The 26,179-nt window shown below is 49.5% G+C and carries 20 protein-coding genes; 13 read left to right on the top strand and 7 right to left on the bottom strand.

Annotated features, from left to right (window positions below):
• Positions 1-154 (bottom strand): helix-turn-helix domain-containing protein (locus tag BLQ17_RS23520; protein ID WP_342674184.1); only part of this gene is annotated, 154 nt, incomplete at its 3' end.
• 258 nt (positions 155-412) lie between these two features.
• On the opposite strand from BLQ17_RS23520, the gene BLQ17_RS11880 reads away from it, so the two are divergent.
• The 3 genes from BLQ17_RS11880 (at position 413) to BLQ17_RS11870 (ending at position 2,802) form a co-directional block, all read left to right on the top strand.
• Positions 413-1,480, top strand: a complete 1,068-nt coding sequence (locus BLQ17_RS11880) for an acyltransferase family protein (protein ID WP_092223090.1) — start codon at positions 413-415, stop codon at positions 1,478-1,480.
• Between the two features lie 148 nt (positions 1,481-1,628).
• Entirely contained in the window at positions 1,629-2,015 is a 387-nt protein-coding gene (locus BLQ17_RS11875; protein WP_092223088.1) for a DUF302 domain-containing protein, read from the top strand.
• Positions 2,016-2,091: 76 nt separating this feature from the next.
• Positions 2,092-2,802 carry a ZIP family metal transporter gene (locus tag BLQ17_RS11870; protein WP_092223086.1) on the top strand — a complete coding sequence of 237 codons (711 nt, stop codon included), beginning with the start codon at positions 2,092-2,094 and terminating at the stop codon, positions 2,800-2,802.
• A gap of 111 nt (positions 2,803-2,913) precedes the next feature.
• Here BLQ17_RS11870 and hutC read toward each other — a convergent pair whose 3' ends face one another.
• Positions 2,914-3,666, bottom strand: a complete 753-nt coding sequence (gene hutC / locus BLQ17_RS11865) for a histidine utilization repressor (RefSeq protein WP_092223084.1) — start codon at positions 3,664-3,666, stop codon at positions 2,914-2,916.
• Positions 3,667-4,461: 795 nt separating this feature from the next.
• On the opposite strand from hutC, the gene BLQ17_RS11860 reads away from it, so the two are divergent.
• Positions 4,462-6,615, top strand: a complete 2,154-nt coding sequence (locus BLQ17_RS11860; RefSeq protein WP_092223082.1) for a molybdopterin-containing oxidoreductase family protein — start codon at positions 4,462-4,464, stop codon at positions 6,613-6,615.
• Between the two features lie 141 nt (positions 6,616-6,756).
• Complete coding sequence (gene nhaC / locus BLQ17_RS11855) at positions 6,757-8,202, top strand: Na+/H+ antiporter NhaC (RefSeq protein ID WP_092223080.1); 1,446 nt, start codon at positions 6,757-6,759, stop codon at positions 8,200-8,202.
• A gap of 138 nt (positions 8,203-8,340) precedes the next feature.
• Here the strand turns inward: nhaC and hutH are convergent, their stop codons facing one another.
• Positions 8,341-9,873, bottom strand: coding sequence for a histidine ammonia-lyase (hutH, locus tag BLQ17_RS11850; protein ID WP_092223078.1), 1,533 nt, complete (start codon positions 9,871-9,873; stop codon positions 8,341-8,343).
• 298 nt (positions 9,874-10,171) lie between these two features.
• Here hutH and BLQ17_RS11845 point away from each other — a divergent pair, with 298 nt between their 5' ends.
• The 3 genes from BLQ17_RS11845 to ftcD are packed head-to-tail and all read left to right on the top strand — an operon-like array spanning position 10,172 to position 15,134.
• Positions 10,172-12,220: a urocanate hydratase gene (locus BLQ17_RS11845; protein ID WP_092223076.1), complete on the top strand. Its 2,049-nt coding sequence runs from the start codon at positions 10,172-10,174 to the stop codon at positions 12,218-12,220.
• 16 nt (positions 12,221-12,236) lie between these two features.
• Positions 12,237-13,484 carry an imidazolonepropionase gene (gene hutI / locus BLQ17_RS11840; protein ID WP_092223107.1) on the top strand — a complete coding sequence of 416 codons (1,248 nt, stop codon included), beginning with the start codon at positions 12,237-12,239 and terminating at the stop codon, positions 13,482-13,484.
• 30 nt (positions 13,485-13,514) lie between these two features.
• A complete protein-coding gene (ftcD, locus tag BLQ17_RS11835; RefSeq protein ID WP_092223105.1) occupies positions 13,515-15,134 on the top strand; it encodes a glutamate formimidoyltransferase in 1,620 nt (539 codons plus the stop codon).
• Positions 15,135-15,278: 144 nt separating this feature from the next.
• On the opposite strand, the gene BLQ17_RS11830 is transcribed toward ftcD, so the two are convergent.
• The 4 genes from BLQ17_RS11830 to BLQ17_RS11815 all read right to left on the bottom strand — a co-directional run bounded on the left by BLQ17_RS11830 (position 15,279) and on the right by BLQ17_RS11815 (position 18,908).
• Entirely contained in the window at positions 15,279-16,268 is a 990-nt protein-coding gene (locus BLQ17_RS11830) for an ornithine cyclodeaminase family protein (RefSeq protein ID WP_092223075.1), read from the bottom strand.
• A gap of 91 nt (positions 16,269-16,359) precedes the next feature.
• Positions 16,360-16,782, bottom strand: coding sequence for an aconitase X swivel domain-containing protein (locus BLQ17_RS11825; protein ID WP_092223074.1), 423 nt, complete (start codon positions 16,780-16,782; stop codon positions 16,360-16,362).
• Positions 16,767-18,029 carry an aconitase X gene (locus BLQ17_RS11820; RefSeq protein WP_092223070.1) on the bottom strand — a complete coding sequence of 421 codons (1,263 nt, stop codon included), beginning with the start codon at positions 18,027-18,029 and terminating at the stop codon, positions 16,767-16,769. Before BLQ17_RS11820 ends, BLQ17_RS11825 begins: the two co-directional genes overlap by 16 nt.
• A 177-nt stretch (positions 18,030-18,206) precedes the next feature.
• On the bottom strand, positions 18,207-18,908 hold the full coding sequence (locus BLQ17_RS11815; RefSeq protein ID WP_143005495.1) for a FadR/GntR family transcriptional regulator: 702 nt from the start codon (positions 18,906-18,908) through the stop codon (positions 18,207-18,209).
• Between the two features lie 691 nt (positions 18,909-19,599).
• On the opposite strand from BLQ17_RS11815, the gene hypD reads away from it, so the two are divergent.
• The 5 genes from hypD to BLQ17_RS11790 all read left to right on the top strand — a co-directional run bounded on the left by hypD (position 19,600) and on the right by BLQ17_RS11790 (position 26,178).
• The gene (hypD, locus tag BLQ17_RS11810) at positions 19,600-21,960 is read left to right on the top strand and encodes a trans-4-hydroxy-L-proline dehydratase (protein WP_092223103.1); all 2,361 of its coding nucleotides are present in this window, start codon (positions 19,600-19,602) and stop codon (positions 21,958-21,960) included.
• A 123-nt stretch (positions 21,961-22,083) separates the two neighbouring features.
• Positions 22,084-22,980 carry a glycyl-radical enzyme activating protein gene (locus tag BLQ17_RS11805; protein ID WP_092223066.1) on the top strand — a complete coding sequence of 299 codons (897 nt, stop codon included), beginning with the start codon at positions 22,084-22,086 and terminating at the stop codon, positions 22,978-22,980.
• Between the two features lie 188 nt (positions 22,981-23,168).
• Positions 23,169-24,182: a TRAP transporter substrate-binding protein DctP gene (gene dctP, locus BLQ17_RS11800; protein ID WP_092223064.1), complete on the top strand. Its 1,014-nt coding sequence runs from the start codon at positions 23,169-23,171 to the stop codon at positions 24,180-24,182.
• A gap of 95 nt (positions 24,183-24,277) precedes the next feature.
• Positions 24,278-24,859: a TRAP transporter small permease gene (locus BLQ17_RS11795; protein ID WP_218121771.1), complete on the top strand. Its 582-nt coding sequence runs from the start codon at positions 24,278-24,280 to the stop codon at positions 24,857-24,859.
• Positions 24,856-26,178: a TRAP transporter large permease gene (locus BLQ17_RS11790; protein ID WP_092223062.1), complete on the top strand. Its 1,323-nt coding sequence runs from the start codon at positions 24,856-24,858 to the stop codon at positions 26,176-26,178. Before BLQ17_RS11795 ends, BLQ17_RS11790 begins: the two co-directional genes overlap by 4 nt.
• The last annotated feature ends 1 nt before the right edge of the window (position 26,179 follow it).

Raw genomic sequence — 26,179 nt, 5'->3', positions numbered from 1 at the left:
ATTTCGCAATCCATTGATAGATAACGGTTCTCGTAAATCCAAGGGCCTTTATGACAGTTTCGGGGCTCTCTCCAGCTTCCACACGCTGTACAGCCCGTATGCGGATGGCTTCAAGGCCTTTGCGGTCAATTTTTCTTCCATCATCAGTTTCCATGCCCGGAGTATAACATATGTCTACTAATCAATGAATTGATTGATATTAGCTATTTTGACTGGTACAACCGATATCGACCGCATTCATGTCTTAACAGACAGACACCGGACGAGGCCTATTGCGAAAAGTTGCCAGCCATGGACTTGGCGGTGTAAATTTTGGCAGGTTTTCCACTTAAAAAAAATGAAAAAATTTTTCAAATGATCTGAACCACCTCTGGCATGGGTGACTCAGTCCAAAGAAAAGCAAAGGTGATTTATGCGTGATGTATTGCTGGATAATTTGAAATTTGTCTTGATATCGCTTGTGATAATCGGTCACGTTATAGAGCCTGTTATCGGACGATTTGACTGGGTGAAGTCCATCTATGTTTTTATATTTATCTTTCATATGCCTATGTTCGCTTATGCCTCTGGCGCAGTGTCTTCAAGAAATATTGACAATTCAGTTGTTAATAATATCGTAGCGAAATTATTAATTCCGTATCTGTCTTTGGAACTTATTTACTCATTTTTTGACTATTTCATGTTCTCTAGAGATAGCTTAACTATTTCGCCTCTGGTCCCATATTGGATACTGTGGTATTTGTTTAGTCTGGCGATATGGCGATTATTGTTGCCAATATTTAACCAATTGAAGTTTCCAGTTTTATTTGCAATCTTAGCAGGTCTTGCCTGTGGGATTAACAGGTTTGATTTCTATCTTGCTTTTTCAAGAACTTTTGTGTTTTTTCCATTTTTTATGATAGGGCACTATTATCATTTGTCAGTTATAAAAAAAATACATAATTCAGGTATTATTAAAATAATCGGCGTTGGTTTTATATTTGTATTTTTTGTCGTTATGCTAGTTATTCCTGAGAATCTTGATTTTAATCTTGGCTGGATTTATGGAAGCAGATCTTATTCTCGATTAGGTGTTGATTGGTTGAATGGTGTTTTTTATCGATTATTGGTGTATATTGCTGCAATTATGTTAGGTTTGTCTGTCTTGTCGATAATTAAAACAGTTCGTTGTGCTGGTACCCGGTACGGTGAAGATTCTTTGTATATATATGTGTTGCATGGTTTTTTCATGAAGAGTTTGATAGCTATGGGATTTTATAGGTACATTGATAAAGGATATAAAGTTGTTGTCTTGATGGTCGTATCATTGTTACTTTTACCATTATTGCGTTTACCAATTTTAAAAATTATCTGTGGTAATATTATGAATCCATTGGGATCATTATCCAATGGCGGACTTGCTCGACTAGTTTTGCATAACCAACCTGAGGGCAATTATTCCTCGGCTCGTTTAAAGAGCCGTTTGGGTATTGGGGAGTGATGGTGCAGTCTTCAGTAAGATTGTCAGTCATCGACCCAATATTGGACCGATTGTTGAAATGAAACCTGGAATAATGATAGGCAAGCAATATACCCGGTTTTCTGGTGTGTAACCCGCTGTTTTTTGTCAATTTACAGGAGGAGTGAAGATGTCGTACTATTTCAGTAAAGTAGTCGATATGACCTTTGATGATGCAATATCGAAGGTGACAGAGGAGCTTAAAAAAGAAGGATTCGGTGTTCTCACAGAGATCAATGTGACAGCAGCACTAAAAAAGAAAATCAATGTAGATTTCAGAAAATATCAGATTCTTGGTGCGTGTAATCCAGTTTTTGCTCATAAAGCGCTCCTGGCTGAAGACAAAATCGGTACGATGTTACCATGTAATGTTATTGTCCAGGAACGAGAAGATGGTAAAATTGAAGTCGCAGCCATTAATCCCGTTGCATCTATGCAGGCTGTTGAAAATGAAGGGCTTGGCGAAATCGCATTGACGGTGCAGTCGAAGTTGAAGCGGGTAATTGATAATTTATAAAGCCATAGCCCATACCGGCGCAAATGGATTTTCACTTGTGGCGGTCTGTGAACAGTAATGGTTGAGAGATGAGAAAATGGAAGAAGTGGTGATTATAGCGTTGGCTTCCTGGCTGGCTGGAATCGCCTCTTTTATAGGCGGTGTTGTTGCAATGTTTATTGGTACCGCCGAGACGGAGGGTCGGCAGGAAATCATACACGGAACTGTGGCTTTTGGTGGCGGCATCCTGGTAGCAGCAGTAGCCTTTGCCTTGGTGCCGGAAGGTCTTTCCAGTCTCTCGCCTGTCGTTCTTGGTATAACCTTCTGTGCTGGAGGCCTCACTTTTTGCGTGCTCGACATTATCATCAGCAGGAGTGGGGGGAGTAAGGCGCAGTTTATGGCGATGTTGCTTGACTTCGTTCCTGAAGCTATGGCCCTTGGAGCCTTGTTTGGCGATTCTCACAGGACGGGGATGCTGCTTGCGCTGTTCATCGGTGCACAGAATCTGCCCGAAGGATTTAATGCGTACCGTGAAAGCATCCTGGCGGGTGCCAAGGGGAAGGTTGCGCTGGTCACCCTGCTGGCGGTCAGTCTGCTGGGCCCGTTATCCGCGTGTTGCGGATATCTTTTTCTTCGTGACCAGCAGACCCTGACCGCCAGTATCATGAGTGCTGCAAGCGGCGGTATACTCTACTTGGTATTTCAGGATATCGCACCCCAGGCAAAGATGCGTTGCCACTGGACTCCGCCCCTTGGAGCCGTTTTAGGTTTCATGGTCGGCATGATCGGCAAGCAGGTGCTTGGCTAACAGCAAAAATCGGCGCCGACAGGCAGGATGGATTGGTCGCTTGTTTCTGGCCCTGTTGGTTCACCTGTAGCTAAACTTTTAGTTATCTCGTCAAAGAAAACTATAGTTTCGTCAGGTGACGGTGATTCCCCCAGGTGCCGCAGGCTTGAAACTGCCTTGCAAAGTGTACCTGGAGCCCGGGTGGTAGAAAGTGCTGTATGTTGCTATTGTTTCCTCAACCCAGGTTCTTCGATAGAGTACGAGGCACGGTTCAGAATCATTTATTTTTAAGAGGTCACACACCCATGGGTCGGGGAGCATGGCTTCAACAACATGTTCCACTGCTGTGAAAGGAGATTGCGCAATAAGATACTCGCTGATGGTAGATTTTGTAAAATCCTGGTCGAGTAAATTCGGTGCAATTTTCGGATTTATATACCTGTCGGCAAGCTGTATTGGAATGTCGTTCTCGTTATGCTGGATTATTGCATGAAACACGGTTGAGTAAGGAGCTAACTCCATTTTTGAAGCGAGGGCGGGTTTTGCTTTTTCCTTATTGAGTAAATGAATATTGCATGAATGGTTCCCACCTCGTGATTGTATTATTTGGTCAATAGGTTGTATTTCAAAAAGTGGTGCTTGGGGTTTTTTATGCAGGACAAAAGTTCCTTTTCCCTGGATCCGCTCCAATAGTCCCATCGCAGTAAGTTCTCTTATTGCTCTGTTGACGGTCATCCGTGAAACATTTAATGCAGCAACAAGCTCCGCCTCAGATTCCACCTTCATTCCTGCCTGTAGCGCTCCTGAGTGTATCCTGTCCAGGATGAAATCCTTGACGATTTGATATCTTGCTGTTTTTTTTCTGCTTTTTTCGGGTTGTTTCATCTGTTATCCTGCTTTCTCTATTGACCCGACAATCGTAACAAATAGATATTCGGCCTTTGGTGGTGACGGGTTTTGTATATACAATGAAAGATGGCACCTTATGATCATGGTGGCAGTGGCTTTATTCTTAACTCTTGAGAAATTCTCTTACCTTAAAGGGTAATCAATATTGCTCATGCGTGCAATTCTTTGTTTCTTAATGGCGAAATTGTGCTTGATGCAAAGGATGTTTTCTTCATTGGGCAACTTTTTATCTTCACTTTTCAATGAACGCAAGAACTATAGGTTTTCAGAAGAGATGGAATGCCTGTTAACATTGTTTGTGGATTGACATTTCGCCTAATATGGAACGTATATGTATATACAAATTCTTTGATTGCCGTGTCAGGGTTGTGGTCCGGGCAGGACTCGCTGTATCAGTGAACATTGGCATGACCGATCTTGCTAGAGTTTATTTTGTGACTAGTTGTTGGTGCAACATGTTGAAAATATATGTTTTTGTTTGTTGGTGGTCATGAGCTGGCAGTGGTGCAGGAACAACAGATGCAGTTTCTTCTGTTGCCGGAAAATGTTATGTGTTTCTGGGGTAAACAATTTGGAATTACAAACATTATGTGTTAGGGCTGGTGCTGTTTGAGCTTCATCTGGAAATTTGTCTTGGATGGTATCTGTATCGTAATACCTGAAGTGGGAATTTGCTGAAAATATCTCGATAATAACTGGTTGCAGAGTGTCGAGGTGTTGAAGAATTCACAAATCACCCTTCGTTGGATATTTGAATAAAAGGAAATAACCATGAATAAAGTTGTCGTTCCGGGAGTGTGTGGAGTGTGTGATGCGGGGTGTGGCGTTAATGTACATATTGTTGATGGCAGGATAACCCGGCAGACTATGCTGAAAGGACACCCTTCAAACACACTTTGTCATAGAGGAATCCACGCTTCCGAAATTATCTATTCCAGGGATCGTCTACTTTATCCGCAACGCAGGGTCGGTGAAAGGGGAGAAGGGCGGTTTGAGCAAATCGGTTGGGATCAGGCGTATGAGATCTGGGTTGACAAACTCGAGGAAATAAAAAAGGAATATGGGCCTGAAGCTGTATGTATGTATACCGGACGAGGTAATTTTGAGTTCGGCGTTCAGGAAACCTTTCCTCCGTCAGGGACCAGTGAGTCATCTGCAAGCTCAGTCTTGTTTCCATGGGGGTCTCCAAACACAACAGGTGTAGGGGCGCTCTGTTTTGTCGCGTATGGCATGATTGCGCCCCAGGCTTGTTATGGTGGCCATTATAGAAATGTAGAGGATGACCTGGATAATGCTGATCTGATCTTGGTCTGGGGGGCAAATCCTGCTACCGATTCCCCTCCCGGGAAGATGAAGTATATACACAAGGCAGCAAGAGACGGGGTCCGAATTGTATGTATTGATCATAGAAGAAGCGAAACCGCCAAGGCTGTTGATGGTGAGTGGGTCGGTATACGGCCAGGGACCGATGGAGCTCTGGCTCATGGCATTATGCATGTTCTTGTTAACCGGAATCTTTATGACAAAGAGTTTGTTGCCGAGTGGACCCACGGTTTTGACGAATTGGCAAGATATGTTCAGGATTTTACCCCCGAGAAGGTTGAACAGATAACAGGTGTGCCAGCTGGTTGTGTTGTTGATCTGGCGGAAAGTATTGGTAAATCGAAGGGATGCTCAATTTTAATGTATACTGGGCTGGAGTATTGCAATGGCGGAGTCCAGTCTATTCGAGCAGTCTTGTCCATTCAAGCTTTAGTAGGACACATTGATGTGGTGGGCGGTAAAGTCTTCAAGATGCCCAACAGAGTACAGCACAATCGGATTACCACTTCGCCCCCTGAAAATGCCAGGAAGCCGATAGGGTATGATGAGTATCCACTGTATTACCAGCTGCGAAATGAAGCGCATGGCGTTGAGTTGCCAAAGGCCGTGTTGCATAACGACCCTTACCCTGTTCGTGGTCTCATTGTCAGCGGTGCGTCCCTCATAACATCCTGGGCGGATTCAGAGCTTTGGAAAAAGACACTGGCAGCTCTCGATCTTGTTGTTGTGGTAAATCGGTTTCCAACGGCTGATGCTCAGTATGCTGACCTGATATTGCCTGCTGCCACACCTTATGAGAGCACCTCTTATCAGATGCACGACGGCTGGGTTCAGTTGCGACAGCAACTGATTGAACCTCTTGGCGAGGCGCGGTCTGATTTTTCAATTTTTACCGGGTTGGCCCAGCGATTGGGGTATGGGGAGAGGTGGCCCGGAAATGATGAACAAAAAATAAGGCATGGTCTGGAAGGAACAGGGGTAACTCTTGAAGAATTAAGAGAAAATCCCATAGGCGTGCGTCTGCATGTGCCGAAAATGAAGTATCAAAAATACAAAACCGGGGAATTGAGAGCAGATGGCATGCCAGGGTTTGAGACTCCAACCGGGAAGTTCGAGTTTACTTCTGAATGGTATCGTTCCCATGGCTATAATCCTTTGCCCGTATATACCGAGCCTGAAGAGGGGCCTGTCAGAGCCAGGGAAAAAGCGAAAAAATATCCGCTTGTGCTGAATTCAGGCGCCCGAACGCAGTCCGCTTTCAGGAGTCAGCATCTTAATATCCCCAGCCTTATTAAAATGCAGGAGAAACCGTTAGTCTGGATACATCCGCAAGATGCGACTGAACGTGGCATTGATGAAGGGGATAAGGTCTGGGTGGAGTCGCCTCGCGGCAAGGTCTGTTTCTGGGCCCGTGTAACCGAAGATATAGTGCAAGGTGTGGTTGAGGTAAATATGGGAGGCGGGGGACCGCTCGGTCCTCGGGAATGGCATAGAGCCAACGTGAATACCTTGACAGATGCTGAAAATAGAGACCCAATATCCGGGTTTCCGGTGTATAAAGCCCTCCTCTGTGATGTCTGTAAATGTGTCTTAACTCAATAAAGAAAATGTAGAGGGGAGTTGGTTGAGCAGCACTGCAGGGGTGTGGTTTCTGGCTCGGTGAAGGTGTCTTTGCGGGCCTGATCTGTTGATAAATATTGGTCTGTTTGTGGAAGTAGTTTTAAAAAATTATGGAGGAGTGAGATGGTAAGTCGTAAAGATGCGACGTTTGGGCAGGCGTTGTTTGTGTTTGTGTTTCTGGCGGTGTCCTTGCTGGTGACAATCAAGGTGTTTGGAGGGTCTCCCCATATACCGCTGTTGATGACAGCCGTTGTCGCAGGCAGTATTGGCCTGGTCAACAAAATGCCGTGGGATGACATCCAGGAAGGGATTACTGAAGCTTTCAAGAATGCTTCTCCTGCGATTGTAATTATGACAATAATTGGTGCGGTTATTGGGACCTGGATCGCTGGCGGTATAGTGCCGGCATTGATCTATTATGGTCTCAAAGTTATCTCTCCGGACTATTTCTTGGTTTCTTCTTGTCTGATATGTTCCGTAGTTTCTTTGTCAACCGGCAGCTCATGGTCTACTGTTGGCACAATTGGGCTGGCTTTGATGGGAGTTGGGGCCGGACTGGAGATGAATCCGGCGATGACCGCTGGAGCAGTTATCAGTGGAGCATATTTCGGTGATAAGCTCTCTCCCTTGTCGGATACGACAAATTTGGCGCCTGCCATGGCTGGCTCCAAACTTTTTGAGCATATAAAACACATGCTATATACAACGATTCCAAGTTACTTCGTCGCGTTGGCATTGTTTTTGTTTTTAGATATGTCCAAATCCGGCAGCGCCAGCGTGGAAAATGTAGCAGCACTTTCCACTGTCCTCAGTACCAATTTTAACATTTCCCCATTGCTGCTGCTTGTGCCTGTGTTGACAATGGCTATGATCGGTTTTCGAGTGCCCGCAATTCCTGGGTTGGTAGCTGTCGCCCTATTAGGTGCTGTCAGCGCCCTGTTGTTTCAGGGAGGTGATGTAAGCTCTGTTATTAAGGCCGCTCACTATGGATTCTCCATCGATACCGGATCTGGAATGGCGGATAAGCTGTTGAACAGAGGTGGTATTCATAGCATGATGTGGACTATTTCATTGATTATTATAGCGCTTTGTTTTGCAGGGATAGTGGAGAAAACAGGAATGATTCTTGTGGTTGCTAAAAAAATATTAAAAATGGCGACTACCTCCGGGTCGCTTGTCTGTGCAACCATTGTAACCACGATGTTCACTAACTTTGCCAGCGGGGTCCAGTATGTCGCGCTGATTGTGCCTGGGCGTTTGTTCAGAAGCGAATATAGTGAAAGGGGACTGCATCCTAAAAATCTATCCCGCGCTCTTGAAGACTCGGGAACACTGGTCGCGCCTCTTGTACCCTACGGAACAGATGGTGCTTTTCTGATGGGTGTTCTCGGGGTGTCTCCTTTTGCATATATCCCATTCTGTTTTTTCAATATGTGCAGTCCGATTATATCTATCTTGCTCGGATTTGCGGGCTGGACAATAGAGCCTCTTGAACAGGAAGCTGAAGAGAAGGCGATCGGCCCTTTTGCGCAGGAGTTTGCCAAGACCAAAGATGGGATGGCCAATTGACAGGCAAGTAAACTGAATAAGGATTTAAGGCCGACCACCTTGGGTGTTATTCAAGGTGAGCCGGCCCGTTCAGCGCACAGTCAAGCGTGATAGCCAGACGCGACCATTGGTGAGAGGAACTGTCTTCCGCTTCTGTTTTTAGCTGAGGCTAGGCAGCAGATTTTCTGTTGTGAATGTATTGAAATTGCCGGAAAGTATGAGCTCCATCGCTTTGTAGATGTCGGGTGCAAAGTATCTGTCCTTGTCGTAAAAAGGTACCCTTTGCCTGAGTAGTGCTTTGGCATTTTCCAGTGGTTCAGAGGTCTTGAGTGGTGCTCTGAAGTCGATTCCCTGGCAGGCCGCCAGCAGTTCTATGGCCAAAATTCCGGCCGTGTTTTCTTTCATGTCGGCTAATCGTCTGCCGGCAAAAGTGGCCATTGAGACATGGTCTTCCTGGTTTGCTGAAGTCGGCATGCTGTCAACGGAAGCGGGGTGTGCCAGCGACTTATTCTCACTTGCCAGGGCGGCGCAGGTTACTTGTGCTATCATGAAACCTGAGTTGAGGCCCCCTTTTTCAACTAAGAAAGGAGGGAGTTTGGACATATGCGTATCAATGAGAAGTGCCATGCGTCTTTCAGAAAGTGCGCCTGTCTCCGAAATGGCAAGCGCCAGATTGTCAGCAGCCATGGCAACCGGTTCGGCGTGAAAGTTGCCCCCGGAGATAATATCCTCTTGCTCGGAGAAGACCAGGGGGTTATCCGAAACACCATTTGCTTCTACTGCAAGTATCTCGGCAGCATTTCTGATCTGGGTCAGGCAGGCGCCCATTACCTGGGGCTGGCAGCGAAGGGAGTATGGGTCCTGCACCGACTCACAATATTTATGGGATGCTTCAATTTCGCTGTGGCCTAAAAGATGTCTGAAATTGGCAGCAGTGTCAATTTGGCTCTGGTGGCCCCTCACCTCATGTATCAGCCGTTCGAAGGGACGCCTGCTTCCGAGGGCGGCCTCCACGCTTAAGGCTCCGCTGACAAGCGCAGCAGCAAACAGGTCTTCCGCAGCAAACAATCCCTGCAGCGCGAATGCTGTGGATGCCTGTGTGCCGTTTAGCAAGGCAAGACCTTCCTTGGGGCCGAGCGTTATTGGGCTCAGGTTGGCAATTTCCAACCCTTTGATTCCTGGTAATTTTTGTCCCCGGTGGGTGATTTCGCCTTCGCCGAGCAGCACTGTACTCATGTGGGCTAAAGGCGCTAAATCCCCTGAGGCTCCAACTGATCCTTTCTGGGGAATACATGGGTAGACCTCACCATTCACCAGTTTTATGAGTGCATCAATGACCTCTTTTCTTATACCTGAATATCCTCTGGCCAGGCTGTTGATTTTCAGCGCCATCATGAGTCTGACTGTCGATTCATCCATGAGGGCGCCAATCCCTGCCGCGTGGGATAACACTATGGAGTGTTGCAGTTCTTCCAGTTCTTCATTGGGGATGACAGTGTTGGCCAGTAGGCCAAAACCGGTGTTTATCCCATAAATTACTCTTCCCTGTTTAACAACTTTTTCGACTGTGTCTACAGCTCTGTCAATAGTGTCGTAGGATGCAGGGTCCAGTTCAAGTGCGACTGGGCCGGAATGAATAATTCTTGCCTGTTGAAGGCTGAGCTGGCCAGGCTTGATGGTGATTTTTTTCATAATGTTGTCTCTCCCGGACACGACTCGATTACGGAGTGAGTTGTTATCATATATTGCAAAATTGAGTATAATGTATATACAATACAAGAAGGCAGCGCAAGAATAATTGTATCTTTGCGGGGTGGGTAATGATCTTTTAGCTTGGATGGTGATTGGATTTGCGTGAAAAATGTAAAATGTCTGCGGTGTCGGATTTTATTTGTCGTCCAGCTCGGATTAGTTCTTGTATATACTATTTGAAGATAGTATTTTGAGAGAAACCATGCCAGGGTGTGGGAAGGGGTTCTTGTAACATAACATGATCAAGGAGTATGTCGTGGCCAGGAAAAATCTAGATAATGGATCTATGAGAATTCGTTTGAGCGATAGCCTGCCAGCGCCGAAAAAGTTCAGGCCTGGTTTGAGAAGGGCGCCGGACAGGGGCTTTAGGCTGAGCAAAGCGCAAACTGTTGTAGCGCTTAAAAATGCACTGCGTTACATCCCTCGTCACAATCATCGCGCTGTTATCCCGGAATTTCTTGAAGAGTTACGGCTGTATGGGCGTATTTATGGGTATCGCTACAGGCCTGAAGGTCAATTGAAAGCAAAGTCTGTCGAGGAGTATAAGGGGAATTGCCTGGCTGGAAAAGCCTTTCAGTTGATGATTGATAATAATCTGGACTTTGACGTAGCTCTTTATCCGTATGAGCTTGTCACCTACGGAGAAACCGGAAGTGTTTGCCAGAACTGGATGCAGTATAATCTGATTAAGAGATATCTGGAGGAAATAACCGAAAACCAGACGCTTGTAATGCAATCCGGGCATCCTCTCGGGCTTTTTCAGTCGAGTCCGGATCAACCCAGGGTAATTGTAACCAATGGGTTGATGGTCGGGCTTTATGATAACCCGGACGATTGGGAAGTGGCTGCCCAGATGGGGGTCTCGTCATATGGTCAGATGACTGCGGGCGGATGGATGTACATCGGGCCTCAAGGTATTGTCCATGGAACGTATAACACCTTGCTCAACGCTGGCAGACAAGAGTGCGGGGTGCCTTCGGGGGGGGATCTGGCGGGCCTTCTTTTTGTCTCCTCCGGTCTCGGTGGCATGAGCGGAGCCCAGCCGAAAGCCGCGAAAATTGCGGGGGCCGTCTCGATTATCGCTGAGGTTGACTATTCGCGCGTCCTTACCCGGCATGAGCAGGGCTGGGTTGATACGGTGTCAAGCAGCCTTGAAGAAGTTTGTGATATTGCCACGAAAGCTGTTGCGGAAAAAGCCAACACCTCTGTGGCATACCATGGCAATGTGATCGAACTGCTGGAATATCTGGGAAAGCATCACGTAAAAGTGGATCTGCTCTCTGACCAAACTTCCTGTCATGTCGTGCATGATGGCGGCTATTGTCCCCAGGGGATAAGTTTTGCAGAACGTACCCGGCTGCTGGCTGAAGACCGGAACAGGTTCATTGAACTTGTCGATGAGAGCCTGAAGCGGCATTTAGGGGCAATTGACGTGCTGGTTGAGCAGGGGGCGTTTTTCTTTGACTATGGCAATGCATTCCTGAAGGCGGTTTTTGATGCAGGTGTGACCTCGGTGGCGCGCAATGGCGTGGATGGTAAAGACGGTTTTATATATCCTTCTTATTTTGAAGATATTATGGGGCCGATCTTTGATTACGGTTACGGCCCATTTCGCTGGGTTTGTCTGAGTTGTGACCCTGAAGATCTTGACAAGACCGATTTGGCCGCGATGTCATGTCTTGATCCTGGTCGCCGTCCGGAAGACAGGGACAACTATATCTGGATAAAGGAGGCCAAGAAAAACAGATTGGTTGTCGGAAGTCAGGCGCGTATACTTTATGCAGATGCCAAAGGGCGCAGGAGTATAGCGTTGAAATTTAACGAAATGGTCAGGAATAAAGAGGTTGGCCCGATAATGTTAGGCAGGGATCATCACGACCCGGGCGGGACCGACTCTCCATTTCGGGAAACTGCGAACATTAATGACGGCAGTAATGTGTGTGCTGATATGGCAACGCACTGTTTTGCCGGCAACGCAGCGAGAGGGATGACTCTCGTTGCGTTGCATAACGGTGGCGGAACGGGGATCGGTAAAGCGATAAACGGCGGTTTTGGAATGGTTCTGGACGGCAGCGCCAGGGTTGATGAAATTTTGCGTTCGGCAATGACCTGGGATGTCATGGGCGGGGTTGCGCGCAGAAACTGGAGCCGTAACCCTCACGCAATGGAAGTGTCCATAGAGTATAACCTCGAAAACGAAAACGGCGACCAGATCACTATTCCCTACCTCGCTGATGAGGCTGATGTGGAAGATGCTGTCAGGGGATTGTTTGCAGGACTTAAATAACTCGATGGATATGGCAATGAAATTACAACTCTTTAGAAACGCAAGGATTTTCACGCCAGAAGATCGTGGAAGACCGAGCTCCGGCAATAATCAGAGCAGAATCATCAGGTATGACCACGGTGCGATGGTTGTACGAGAGGGGATAATAACCAATATAGGGGCGGAAGCAGATGTTCTCAGGGCGATTGGTGGTGAGCGGTTTATCGATGAATATGATTGCCTGGGGAGGTCAATGATCCCGGGATTTGTCGATCCGCACACCCACTGCTGTTTTGCCTCATTGAGAGAAGAAGAGTTTGAATTACGGGCTGCCGGGACACCGTATCTTGAGATATTAAGACGGGGAGGAGGAATCCTGTCATCGGTTAACGCCGTTTCTAAGGCAACAGTTGCTGAGCTGTCTAACATGACAAGAGATCTTGTCCTGAGGGCTCTGAAACTCGGAACTACGACCATTGAAATAAAAAGCGGATATGGTCTCACCACTGAGGCTGAGCTGAAAATGCTCGAAGCCATTGGTAACACGGCACAAGAGGTTCCCCTGGATGTGGTCGCAACGTTCTTGGGGGCTCATGCTGTCCCCGCGGAGTTCAGGGATCGCTCCGACGATTTTATTTCTCTTCTCATTGAAGAGAGCCTGCCCGCGGTAAAAAAACAGGGAATAGCAAAATGTTGTGATATCTTTTGTGAAGAAGGTGTTTTTTCAATTGATCAGGGCAGACGCCTTCTTTTGGCGGCAAAGTCGCTGGGGTTCAGCGTGAAAATCCATGCCGATGAGGTGCATGATCTTGGGGGAGCCGGTCTTGCGGCGGAACTCGGGGCAATCTCAGCGGATCATCTGCTGGCGGCAAGTGATGACAATATCAGGGCGATGGCGAAAGCCGGGGTGGTGGCAAACCTGCTGCCGGGTACAGCGTATAGTTTGAGAAAACCGTATGCCCGCGCCCGGGACATGATAGAGATGGGGGTTCCCGTAGCTTTGGCTACCGATTGCAACCCCGGGTCAAGCTATACCGAGTCAATGCAGTTTATCTTTGGTCTTGCCGTGGTCAATATGGAGATGTCGCCGGCAGAAGCTCTGGTCGCAGCGACTCTTAACCCTGCGTATGCGCTTGGTATCGCGCAACAAGTCGGCAGTCTGGATATCGGCAAACAGGCGGATTTCTTGCTTCTGGACGGAGAAGGGCCCGCTGTTTTGGCATACCATGCCGGAGTTTCGTCGGTACAGGAGGTTTTCAAAAAGGGCGTAAGGGTAACCTGTTGAATGTATGACAACGCTATGCAAGGTGGAAAAATGAGAAAAATCGTTGAATGTGTGCCGAATTTTTCGGTGGGACGAGATCCTGACACAATAGATGCTATTGCAGGCGCTATCAAAGGGGTCGACGGGTGCCGTCTGCTTGATGTAGACCCGGGGTATTCGACCAACAGGACTGTTTACACCTTTGTCGGTGATCCTGAATCCGTGATAGAGGGGGCGCTGGCCGGAGCGCGTGTCGCCAGAAAAATGATCGATATGCGGGGCCACAAAGGTGAACATCCAAGATTTGGTGCAATGGATGTATGTCCGTTTATTCCGGTCGTCGGGGTAACTATGGATGAATGTGTCGAAATATCGAGGCGTTTTGCGCAGAAAGCGGCCGACGAGCTTGCGGTGCCGTTTTACCTCTATGAGCAGGCGGCCCCTGCTGTTTATCGCTGCAAACTGTCAGACATCAGGCAAGGCGAGTATGAGGGGTTGGCCGGGAAGCTTGAGGATCCTCGCTGGAAACCGGATTTCGGGCCGGATACCTTTGTTCCCGAATGGGGAGCGACGGCAACGGGGGCACGTATGTTTCTCATAGCCTATAATGTGAATCTTCTGGCAACTTCAAACCAGGCGCACCGGATAGCTCTGAATCTGAGGGAAACAGGAAGAGGTGAGGGGAGTCCTGGAAAACTGCAGAATGTGCAGGGGATGGGCTGGTTCGTTGATGAATACGATATGGCGCAAGTCACCGTGAACCTGACTGATTACAAAATCACTCCTCTTCATGTCGTTTATGAAGAGGTTAAAAAAGAAGCAGAACTGCTCGGGTTGCCGGTAGCCGGTTCTGAGATAGTCGGATTAGTTCCGCTGGAGTCACTTTTGTCGGCGGCCGATTATTATATCGAAAAAGAAGGTCTCTTTATCTACCGGGAGAACCAGAAACTCCGCCTCGCCATTGAGCGTCTTGGCCTGAACTCAATTGTGCCGTTCAGGCCGGAAGAGAGAATAATAGAGTATATAACCGCAGAAAAACCTGAGGAACCGCTTGCTTCAATGACCACCAGAGCATTTATCGAAGAGGTCGCGTCACGCAGCTCTGCCCCTGGTGGCGGCTCTGTTTCGGCTGTCTGCGCCGCCATGGGCGTCGGGCTTGGAGCCATGGTCGCCAAGCTTACCTATGGGGTGAGAAAATTTGAGAACGTGCAGGGGCATATACAGAAAGTATTACCGACTCTGGATTCTGTAACGCAACAATTAATAGCAATGATTGATGCTGATACATCCGCGTTTAATGAATTCATGGACGGCTTGCGTATGCCGCAGAATACTAAAGAGGAACGGCGGTTGAGAAAAGAGAAAATGCAAAACGGACTGAAAACGGCGATTGATGTTCCATTAACAACAATGCGTCTGGGAGATTTGGCCTGGGGTCCTTTTGAAGTAATCGCCCGCTATGGTAATCCAGCCTCCAGGTCCGATACCCAGGTCGGAGCAGCCAGTTTGAAATCGGGGATCTGGGGGGCTTACCAGAACGTGCTTATCAACATGGTTGATATCGAAGACGGGGAATACCGGCAAAAGACCCTGGAGGAGGCTGAAAAAATTAATCAGCGCGCCGCAGATAAGTGTGACAAGGTGTTGTCATTACTTGAAAATAGGGGGTAGCTACAGTCCCTGATCGCTGTTGTCTTTGTCAGTTTTTGCTCGAAATAGCTGTCCCGCCGGGCGGGGCAGCTATTTCTTATTAGTCCCTCTTTAGCTGCGGGGGCGTCCTGGCAGACTCTCTGCCGATTTTGCCCATAGTCGTTATCAAAGGGCGATATCCAGGCCGACCCCCAACTCCTTGGCCATTTTTATCGCAAGGTCTGCGGTAATCAGGTCCTGTACGGCGACCCCGACCGATTTGAAAACGGTTATCTCGTCACTGTTTTCGCGGGCGACAACCTTTCCGGTTACAATGTCTCCGAGCTGCCCGTGGATATGGTCCGCCGTGATCAACCCTTGTTCAATGGGCTGGAGAATGTCGCCCGCTTCGGAAAGGCACGCCTGTGTCTGGTCGACAACGACTTTGGCCCGGGCGATGGTTCTGGGATCGATCTCGGCCATATCCGGCTTGTACGACCCGACTCCGTTGATATGAGCCCCGCTTTTGACATTCTCGTCCATGAAAACGGGATTGTTTGATGACGTCGCGGTACAGATGACGTCAGCTTTTTTAAGAGTGTCAGGCGACGTGGCGGGGATCACTTCAATGTTGAGTTTCTCGGCCATTTTAGCGGCAAAAGCTTCTGCTCTTTGTTGTTGTATGTCAAAGACGTAGGCCCTGTTGATATCTCTTGCTGCACATACCGCTTCCAGCTGGGTTGCTCCCTGGGGGCCGGTGCCGATTATCGCCGCGCAAGTCGCATCGCTTCTGGCCAGCAGGGCAGTTGCCAGCCCCGACACGGCTCCGGTCCTCATTGCGGTTATCACTTCGCCGTCCATTACCGCAAGCGGCATACCGCTTGCGGCGTCAAAGACCGTTATCATCGCATGAATGAGGGGCAGCCCTTTGCCGGGGTTGTTGCGGGCAAGGGTGATCGATTTTACCCCGACCTTGCTTATCGCCGGCAGATAGACGGGCATGAACAGGGCTGTGGAATTTTCCGCTTCCATCTCCAGCCCGGTCCGCAGCGGCATTATTGCCTCTCCTGAACTCAGGGCGGCAAATGCACCTTTCATCGCCTCGATGCATTTGTCCATGGTCAGAATTTTTGATAAATCATCGCCGGAAAAAAAAAGTATATTGTTGGTGTTCATCTGGTCCTCTGGTTTTTTTATATGAACTGTTACTTGACAGTTCGTTTGTGTCTGGCGGGTACGCAGCGGCAGTATCGCCGGCGCCCCGGCCTCAGTCTATTATGACCAGGCACCCCTCAAGGGTGTCGATCTTGATATTCTGCCCGGTCCGCAGCTGCTCAAACTGATCTTTGTCCATGGCTACGATTGGAATTTCCCGGTGGTAAAAGTGTTTACTTACAATCGGACCGGTCGCCAGGATCGGCTCGGTCTTGATGTTGATTATGGCTTTCGGCTCCTTGCCGATCCTTACCAGTTCGAGCATGATAAGAGATCCGGTGCTGGAGCCTTTGCCAAACGGAAAAGCCAGGATTTTGCCAGAAATCGTCTGGCCAAACAGTTCATGGCGGGGATCGCAGATCGTTCCAGTTCCAGGGTCCACACCGCCCCAGAAACTTATTGACTGCGAAGTCTTGATTACCTGTCCCCGGCAACGGCCGGGGACTATGGTGCGTGCCTTCAGGACTGTTGCCATGACAAGCCTCTTCTGATGATTTTTCCATAAACAGCGGTTTCAACGCAGTCGGCCATGCTTCCGAAAGCTACTTCCAGCCCGGTCTGGGAAAAGCAGTAGTTGGCGAATTTCGCCGAATCTGACATGGCAACTGTAAAGTTCCAGTTTTTCTTCGGGTATTGCAGCGGACAGCCATCAACGAAAACAGTTACACCGGCTTGTTCAAGTTCTTGTAACACTCCGCTGTTTTCGATCCAGGAGTAGACGCTCCTGCTGGTATTGACCCAGAATGAGACGGAGTCGTGAACCTTCCGCCCGGCAAAACAGTCGCGCAGGCGGCTGAACTGGACCGCCGAGTAGTGCGGGCATCCAAGAGATATGAGATCTGCCTCCCGGCCGTTTGTTGTCCTGAGCCTGTCCTCGGCGTTTTGGATCATTTGCGATGTTATTTCCAGGGTCTTTTCAGGTGCTTCCCCCTGAAAGGCCATTTCCCTGGTCTGTGCCTCCGGGGTGACGCCAATAATATGAAACAGGCCCACCGCCCCCGAGGAAGCTGCCGCGGCGCTGAAGGCTTTCAGGTCATCAACCTCTACATCCTTCGGCATGCCCTCGAGCGCACCGATCCTGTCTCCGGCCAGCTCCCCGAACACGAACCCCAGCAGGGGAAACAGTGTTTTGTCCCTGAACCGGTCTGACCCGATATCAGCAAGTTTTACCAGAAGCTGGGCCTTGCGGTTCCTGGTGAGATGAAGACCGAAGCCGGGAGCTTTACCGATAATGGCAACACAGATATCCATGAGGTCTGCATACCGGTTGGTTCTTGCTCCCAGGATCGAGTTGGCAAAAGCTATGGCGTTTGATTCTCCCCAGGCGATCTGCTCGCCGAACATCGGGACCAGGCCCTGCTGGTACGGGGCGCAGGTCCAGGTCGGGATGGCCCCCATTTTCAGGTACGCCCGCTCAAGTCGTCTGCTTTTTTCCAGGATCTCGCCATCTGCTCTTAATTTTTCAGGCCGTTGCAGGTCTACAGCGCTGGGGTTGAGCTGCGTCGGTATGGAGAACCTAGCCCCCAGTTCGCATAATTTTTCCACAAATTCGACACCGGCATCCACCATGTAGATAGTCGTGTCTATATGGGCCTGGGAGACCGGTATCAGTTCTTCAGCGCCGAACAGTTCCCCTATATCGACTATTACCGCCATGGCCAGACGTGCCGCTTCTCCATGGTTGCCCTGCAGTGTGTCTTGTTCGTCGGATGTCAGTTTCATTGAGCTTTTCCCTTGATGCGGTGCGGAGGGTGATGGGAGATTTCCTGCGACCCGGCAGGAGATAAAAGGTTAAGAGTAAAAGATTCTCTGGCGAGCTTATTTCACGGATAAAAAAGAGATGGAATCATTTTCTCGGTCTGGTCCTGCCCAGGAAACAGTGATGATGCTGTGAGTGGATCAGAGAACTTTACTGAGTTCATTGGTGATGACGCTTAAGTGCTTTTTCATCCAGAATGATGCGTCCTCGCAGTTATGTTTTTTTACAGCATTGAACACTTCCGTTGCGGTGTCAACGGAGATCTTCTTGTAGTTTTGGCTCAACTGGTCCGTTTTGAATTTGGTATGATGTTCTGCCAGTTTGTCCAGGACAAGTTTTGTCATCTCACATATCACATCATTTTTGGTCGCCTCGGCAAGGGTGATGTGGAATTTGAAATCGTCTTCAAGAAACAGGTTGTAACTTTCTCTTTCGGCTGTGATTTGCGCAAACACCTTTTCAAGCTTTTTCAGGTCCTTTAAGTCCGCCCGCTCTGCCGCCAGGGCGGCGGATTTGCACTCCAGCAGTAATCTTGCCTCCATCAGGTTGAAGATGGAGCTCACCTCGACTGCAGTTGATAATCGCTCAAGTCTTTCGTCAGAGCCCGGCAGCACCGATTTTACAAAAGTACCTTTTCCCTGGATCGGTTCCAGGTACCCCTTTACCACCAGGACATTGATGGCTTCCCTGACTGAAGATCTTCCAACCCCGAGTTTCTGGGAGAGATCCCGCTGGGAAGGCAGCCTCGATCCGGGAGGAAGGGTGTTGTTCTTGATCTGCAGCAGGATCTGTTCCGCCACCTGATGCACCGCAGATTCCTTTCTTATTGTTTTGAATCTCATAACGCACACATAAATGTAGATAACCCGTAATCAAGGGTTACGGTTCCTGGGCGCATCACAACGGCTGTTAGCTATTGGAAGGTACCGGTGCCCGATACATACGCACTGTTGTTCTCGTAAACGGCGAACGTGATAAGACAGTAAGTGATTTTGCACGACTCCTGTGGAAGATGCAACAAGAAGATCTTCTGGATCTCCCTTGAACGCATAATTTTTACAAAATTGGTCTGAAGACCTGATGTTCAGTTGACAGACCATGTCGTGTAAGGTATAAAGGGACGGATAGACGCATGGATACGGATGTATCCCGGTCGGTCGTGTCGTTCCAACCGGAAGGGCCGTGGAGTAATCCCCTTTGTTTTCTGTTCGCCTGAGTAAAAGTTATGCAGAGGAAAGTTGAGAAATGGACAATATCCTGACGAAATCAACGGCCAGAAAGAGCTACCGGTGCTTGTATAACTGCTGCATGCTCTACCAACTATTGCTCTCACCCACTCTTTTCAAGGATGCACTCTAGGTTTAGAGGTGTGTCTCAGGTATTTGCCGGCAACAATGCCGAAAATAATTTGAAAAATAGATACGGAGAGAGCTCATGTTTGAACAAATAAAGATCAGTTCGGATGTTCCCGAGAGGATTGCAGCGGCAGAAGGAAATTTTTACCCATCCAGTGAAGTGCCTATCGGTCCGGGGATGAACCCCAGAATCCAGAGACTTCGCAAACTAAGTGTTGAAGCCGAGCCGACGATTTCCATCGAACGGGCTCTGCATGAGACCGAGTTTTACAAGGAAAACTACGGTCGGTATTCCATCCCGGTTCTCCGGGCTATGACTTTTCTCGATCATTGCCGAAGAAAAACCATCTATATCGGCGACGATGAGCTCATAGTCGGCGAGCGGGGACCAAAGCCCAAGGCGATTCCGACCTTTCCCGAGCTGACCTGTCACAGTGTTGAGGATCTTCATGTGCTGAACACCCGTGACATGCAGCGTTACCTGACCTCCCAGGAAGATATAGCTGCCTACCAACAGGAAGTTATCCCGTTCTGGCAGGGCAAGACCCAGCGGGAACGTATATTCTCTCATGTGCCGGATCAGTGGAAAGCCGCCTACGAGGCGGGGGTCTTTACCGAATTCATGGAACAGCGTGCTCCCGGGCATACGGTGCTGGACGGCAAAATCTACAGGCGGGGCATGCTCGATTTCAAGCGTGAAATCGAGGATAATATCAGAGGCCTCGATTATCTCAACGATCCCGACGCAACGGACAAGGCGGAGCAGTGGAAAGCCATGGCGATTTCCTGTGACGCCGTCATCGTTTTTGCCGAGCGCCATGCCGATCTGGCCGAAAAAATGGCCGCTACGGAAGGCGATCCTGGGCGGAAGGCGGAGCTTATCAGGATTGCCGAAATCTGTCGTCGGGTCCCGGCGGAAAAGCCGAGGACCTTCTGGGAAGCGATACAGATGTACTGGTTTGTTCATCTTGGAACAATCACCGAACTCAATGGCTGGGATGCAATGAACCCGGGCCATTTTGACCAGCACCTGGCGCCGTTTTTCGAGAAGGAACTGGCGGAGGGCTCCCTCACGAGGGAGCAGGCGAAAGAGCTGCTCTGCTGTTTCTGGATAAAGGTCAACAACCATCCGGCACCGCCTAAAGTCGGAGTTACCGCCAGGGAAAGCGGTACCTATAACGACTTTACCAATATCAATATCGGCGGAGTTAAAGCCGACGGTTCCGACGGTGTAAGCGAAGTGTCGTACATGATGCTCGAGGTGATCGAGGAGCTGCATATCCTTCAGCCGGGCTCGTCGGTTCATATCAGCTCCAGGACTCCGGATAAATTTCTCCATGCCGCGGCCCGCGTCATTCGCCAGGGGCACGGTTACCCGTCGGTCTTCAACCCTGATACCTATATCCTTGAACTGATCCGCCAGGGCAAATCCCTTAGTGACGCCCGGGAAGGCGGCGTCAGCGGCTGTATCGAGGTGGGTGCTTTTGGCAAGGAAGCGTTTTTGCTCACCGGCTACCTCAATGTGCCGAAAGTGCTGGAAGTGACCCTCAATGACGGCAGGGACCCGGTGAGCGGGGCGGTTGTCGGCATACAGACAGGGGATCCGCGTTTATTTTCGGATTTCGAGCAGCTGTACGATGCCCTGATGGAGCAGGTGAGGTTCATGGTGGACCAGAAAATGCGGGTCTCCAACTATATCGACCGGATGTTCGCCAAGTATGCTCCGGCGCCCTTCTTGTCCGTTGTCGTCGAGGACTGCATTGCCAAGGGGAAGGATTATTACGACGGGGGGCCGAGATACAATACCAATTACATCCAGTGTTGCGGCCTGGGAACGGTGACGGACAGTCTGGCCGCCATAAAAAAACATGTGTTTGAAGATGGTCGCTTCACCATGGAACAGCTGCTCGATGCGGTGGCGAAAAATTTTGCTGGCGAAGAGTTCATGCGCCAGACGATCATGAACAAGACCCCGTTCTTCGGCAATGACGACCGTTATGCCGACGATATCGCCGTCCGGGTCTATGACGACCTGGTGGATATCATTGACGGTAACCCCAACGTCAAGGGCGGAGAGTATCACCTGAATATGCTGTCAACCACCTGTCATATCTATTTCGGCAAGGTCCTCGGAGCAACGCCGAACGGCCGTCTGGCGGGTAAATCCATCTCTGACGGAACATCCCCTTCCCATGGTGCGGATGTCAACGGCCCGTCGGCGGTGATCAAGTCCCTTGGCAAGCTCGACCAGGTGAAGTCGGGGGGGACCCTGCTCAACCAGCGTTTCCTGCCAAGCCTGCTCAAAAAGGATGAGGATATCAGGAAACTGGGACAGCTTATCCGGTCTTACTTTACGCTCGGCGGACATCACATACAGTTCAACATCGTCGATACCGCCACCCTTCTTGCGGCAAGGGATTGTCCCGAGGATTACAAGGACCTGCTGGTGCGAATGGCAGGTTACAGCGATTATTTCAATGACATGAACGACGATTTGCAGCAGGAAGTCATCGAGCGTACCGAAAACGACACATTTTGACCCGCAGTGCAGGGACTGCAGCACAGGAAGGCCGGCAGCTTTCCTGTGCGCGATGGGGTCGCATCCCCCATCGCTTCGTTGGATAAAAATATTCTTTGTAATCAATATCTTCTGCAGCGTTGTATGATCTTCGACATCAAACGTTATTCTATAAATGATGGCCCGGGAATCAGGGTTACTGTGTTCTTTAAAGGGTGTCCCTTAAACTGTGCGTGGTGCCACAACCCGGAAAGTATTTCCACAAACGTGCAGAAAATGTACAATAGAGATAAGTGCATGGGGTGTGGAGGCTGTGTGCAGTTTTGTCCTGAACAGGTCTGTGAAAGGACGCCCGAAGGTATCGTTACCCGGCGTGACCGCTGTAGCGGTTGCGGTAGATGTGCTGATATTTGTCCGACAAGAGCCACGGAAATGTCCGGCAGGGCGGCAACGGTGGAAGAGATTGTTGAAGCTGTCGAAAAGGAAAGGATCTTCTTTGACCAATCGGGCGGCGGAGTAACTTTTTCCGGCGGCGAGCCGCTGCTGCAGCCGGAGTTTCTCATCTCTTTACTGCGCGAATTCGGTTCACGCTCAATTCATCGTGCGGTTGATACAACCGGGTTCGCCAGAACCGAGACTTTGCTTGAGGTGGCAAAACACACCGATCATTTTCTGTACGACATCAAACTGATGGACTCGACCAAACACAAAAAATGGACAGGTGTAGACAACAAAAAAATACTCAACAACCTTAAGGCCCTGGCCGAGACAGGCGCCAGCATCAATATTCGTGTGCCCCTGGTGAAGGGTGTTAACGATGACATCCCCAATATCAGCAGGACCGCCTCTTTTGTCGCCGCCTTGCCGGGAGAAAAAAAGAAGGTCAATGTACTGCCTTATCACAATATCATGATAGCCAAGCACAGGAAGCTGGGTTCTTCCTTTAGTGCGCAGGAAATGGCGGAACCCACCGCGGAAGAACTGGAAAATATAATAAATATATTTACAGAGCAAGGCCTTGCCGTGCAGACAGGCGGATGAGGCGCAGTTGCCGGGCGGATTCATCCCGGTGTTGTATAACGTGACGAGCAGATGGGCAGGCCCGGTTCGCCTGCAGCAGCAGGTGCCCGGAATCTAGATAAATTCTTGATAAGGAGAAGAGCGCAGCTAACACAACATTTTGGATCGTGGCAAGTATACTTAACTTAAAATTTGGAGGAGAGTCTAGAATGTATTCAAAAATCAAATCTATCGGTTGCACCGCTTTGGTACTCATGTTTGTAGCGCTTGGCTGCAATACAGTATTTGCAGCACCTGAACTGGTTCTCAGGTTTGCAGGCCAGAATGCCGCCGATCATCCGGCAACCAAGCAGATGCATGAAATTGCCAAGGAAATTGGTGAAAAAACCGACGGCCGCATCGAGGTCAAGGTCTATCCCGGCAACCAGCTTGGCGACTACACCCTGGTCTATGAGGAGCAGATCCGCGGAACCATCGACATGTCGTGTATTTCCGTTCCCAGCCAGTTCGATCCGAGGATGGAGTTGATTTACATCAACGGTTATGTTTCTGACTACGAAGATGCCAAGAAAGTTTTCGCCCAGGACGGATGGTTGTTCGGTAAGATGAACGAGTACAATGAGCGGCTCGGAGTGAAACTTCTGGGTTTTTTTATCGAGGGCATGATCGGTACCGGAACCACCAAGCCTGCCAAGGATCCTCTGAATCCTGCAGCTGAGCAGGATGTCCTTATCCGTGTTCCCAACATGGACGTGTACAAGCTGGCGGCGGAAGCCATGGGATATCGTACGGTCACCGTGCCGTATGCCGATGTCTACCAGGCAATCCAGACAGGTGTTGTAAACGGCGTTAACGGCTATCCGGTTGCCGCAGCTTACACCGCCCTGGGAGATGTCCTCAAATACTGGTATATGACCAACTACTCCCTCGAAGTTCTCAATTACATGATCAGCGGCAAAACCTGGGAAAAGATCAAGCCGGAAGATCAGGTTATCATCAAGGATGTTCTTGCCCGCGCGACTACCAAAAGCATCGAAAACGCCAAAAACGTCGACAATCACTATATGGACCTGATGAGGGAAAAAGGTATCGAGGTTGTGACCTATACCAAGGAAGAGCTTGCTCCTCTGATGAAGGCGTGCGCTACCACCTGGCCCAAACTTGAGAAAAATATGACCAAGGAGCTTATGGACGAGTTCAGAAAGGAGCTGGCGCCTAAGTGATTTTTTCTCTGTGTATATGCTATAACATTTATCAATGAGATCCGGGGGCCAGAGCTGTCCGGTCCCCGGATCTCATAGCGGTTGGGAGCATACCTGTGGCCGATAACAACAACGAGATAAAATGCAGCAGTTCGTCTGAGTGCATAGAATTATTCAGCACCCGGAAAAATATCTTCGACCGGATAACGATCAACGGTTTTTCCATCATCTGTTTTTCTACCTCTGTAATACTGACCCTTATCATCTGTGCGGCCACCTTTTTCCGCTATATCGTCAAGGGTGACCTGTACGGCTATGAGGAATGGGTGAAAATTTTCGCTTTCTGGCTTTATTTTGCAGGTGCTTCCATCGGCGCCTATAATCGTACCCACGTTTCCGCGGACCTTGTCAACGCCTACCTCAAAGAAGGAATAGTCAAAAATTTCCTGGTGTTTCTGAGAAATCTCATCACGGTATCCGTCTGTCTTCTCTTTACCTGGTACGGTTATGAGTTTTTCATGTTCGGATTCATGGGGCCGCTTGGTACCGGGATTGCCATTCCCAAGACCACTGTGTGGCGAATAAGCTTCTGGGTCGGTTATCTCTCTGTCTTTTCCGGGCTCGGGTTTATGTCCGTCTATTTCATCAGGGATCTTGTGATAAGCATCCGTGCACTATTTGGGAGGAAAGGCAAATGATTTTCGTTGCACTTGTAATTCTCATGTTCTGTCTGGTTATCGGCGTCCCGGTCCCGGTAAGTTTTATGGCATCTGCGGCATGGCTTATCTTCTTCGGCGGTACGGGCGGGGAGGGGTACCAGGCTTCCCAGCTGCTTCCCTACGGCTATGCCCAGATGAATTCGGTGTCGCTGATTGCAATCGCCCTTTTCATTGCCGCCGGCGGTATTATGGAGAGGGGAAAAATCGGTGAGAAACTGATCGATTTTGTTGACGTCTTTGTCGGACACCTGAAAGGAGGCCTGGGGATCGCGGGTACTATATCCTGTGCCATAGTCGGTTCTATCTGCGGCGCTGCATGTGCCACCCTGTCTTGTGTCGGCTCGATCATGTTTCCCAGGTTCAGGGAAGAGGGGTATCCAAGAGGGCTGACTGCCGCCCTGCTGGCAAACGCCTCTCTTCTCGGGCTTCTCATCCCGCCCAACGCGACGCTGATTATCTTTGCCTGGATCAGCGGCCAGTCGGTTCTCGCCTGTTTCCTGGCGACGGTGGTTCCCGGCTTTATCACTATCGTGCTGCTGTGCCTGGTGAACGGGTGGCTGCTTAGAAACCATGAGACCGTGCTCGCCTCCGACAAGAGAAACAGGACCATGTCGGACAAGGTACGGCTCTTCAAGTCCAGGGGCAAAAAGGCCATGCCCGCACTGTTGCTCCCGGTGATTGTCCTGGGCGGTATCTACGGCGGGATCATGACCACCACCGAAGCATCGGCCATGGCCGTTCTTTATGCGATTCCGGTGGGCATGTTTGTCTACAAGGGGCTCAACCTGAAAAATTCCTACGAGGTACTTGTCGAAACCGCGGTAACCACAGGCGTGATAATGGTCATGCTCTACTCGGTGGCGATGCTGAGCCGTCTCTATATCCTGGAAGATCTTCCCGGCGTGCTGCTCCAGCTTTTTTATGCGGTTTCCGATGATCCGCTCATCATCATGTTCATGATCAATATCTTTCTTGTTATCATGGGTATGCTGATGGATGATATCAGCGTGGTGGTCCTGTCGACCCCCGTCCTGATGCCGATCATAATGGAGCTTGGGTTCAACCCGATCCACTATGCGGCAATCGTCGGGGTGAACACGGGGCTTGGATGTATTACGCCGCCGGCTGCGCCGGTCCTTTATCTGTCGGGGCGACTGGGGGGAGCCCCCATAGACGAAATGATGAAGCCGTGTATGTGGTTCATTTTGTTATGCTGGATGCCGGTGCTTTTCCTGACGGTCTTTTTTCCGAAAATCTCCCTGTTCCTGCCCCACTTCATTCTGCAAACGCCATGGTAGG

The organism is Desulforhopalus singaporensis (assembly GCF_900104445.1).
GTDB classification, from domain to species: Bacteria; Desulfobacterota; Desulfobulbia; order Desulfobulbales; family Desulfocapsaceae; genus Desulforhopalus_A; species Desulforhopalus_A singaporensis.
This window is presented reverse-complemented; position numbering and strand designations above follow the sequence as displayed.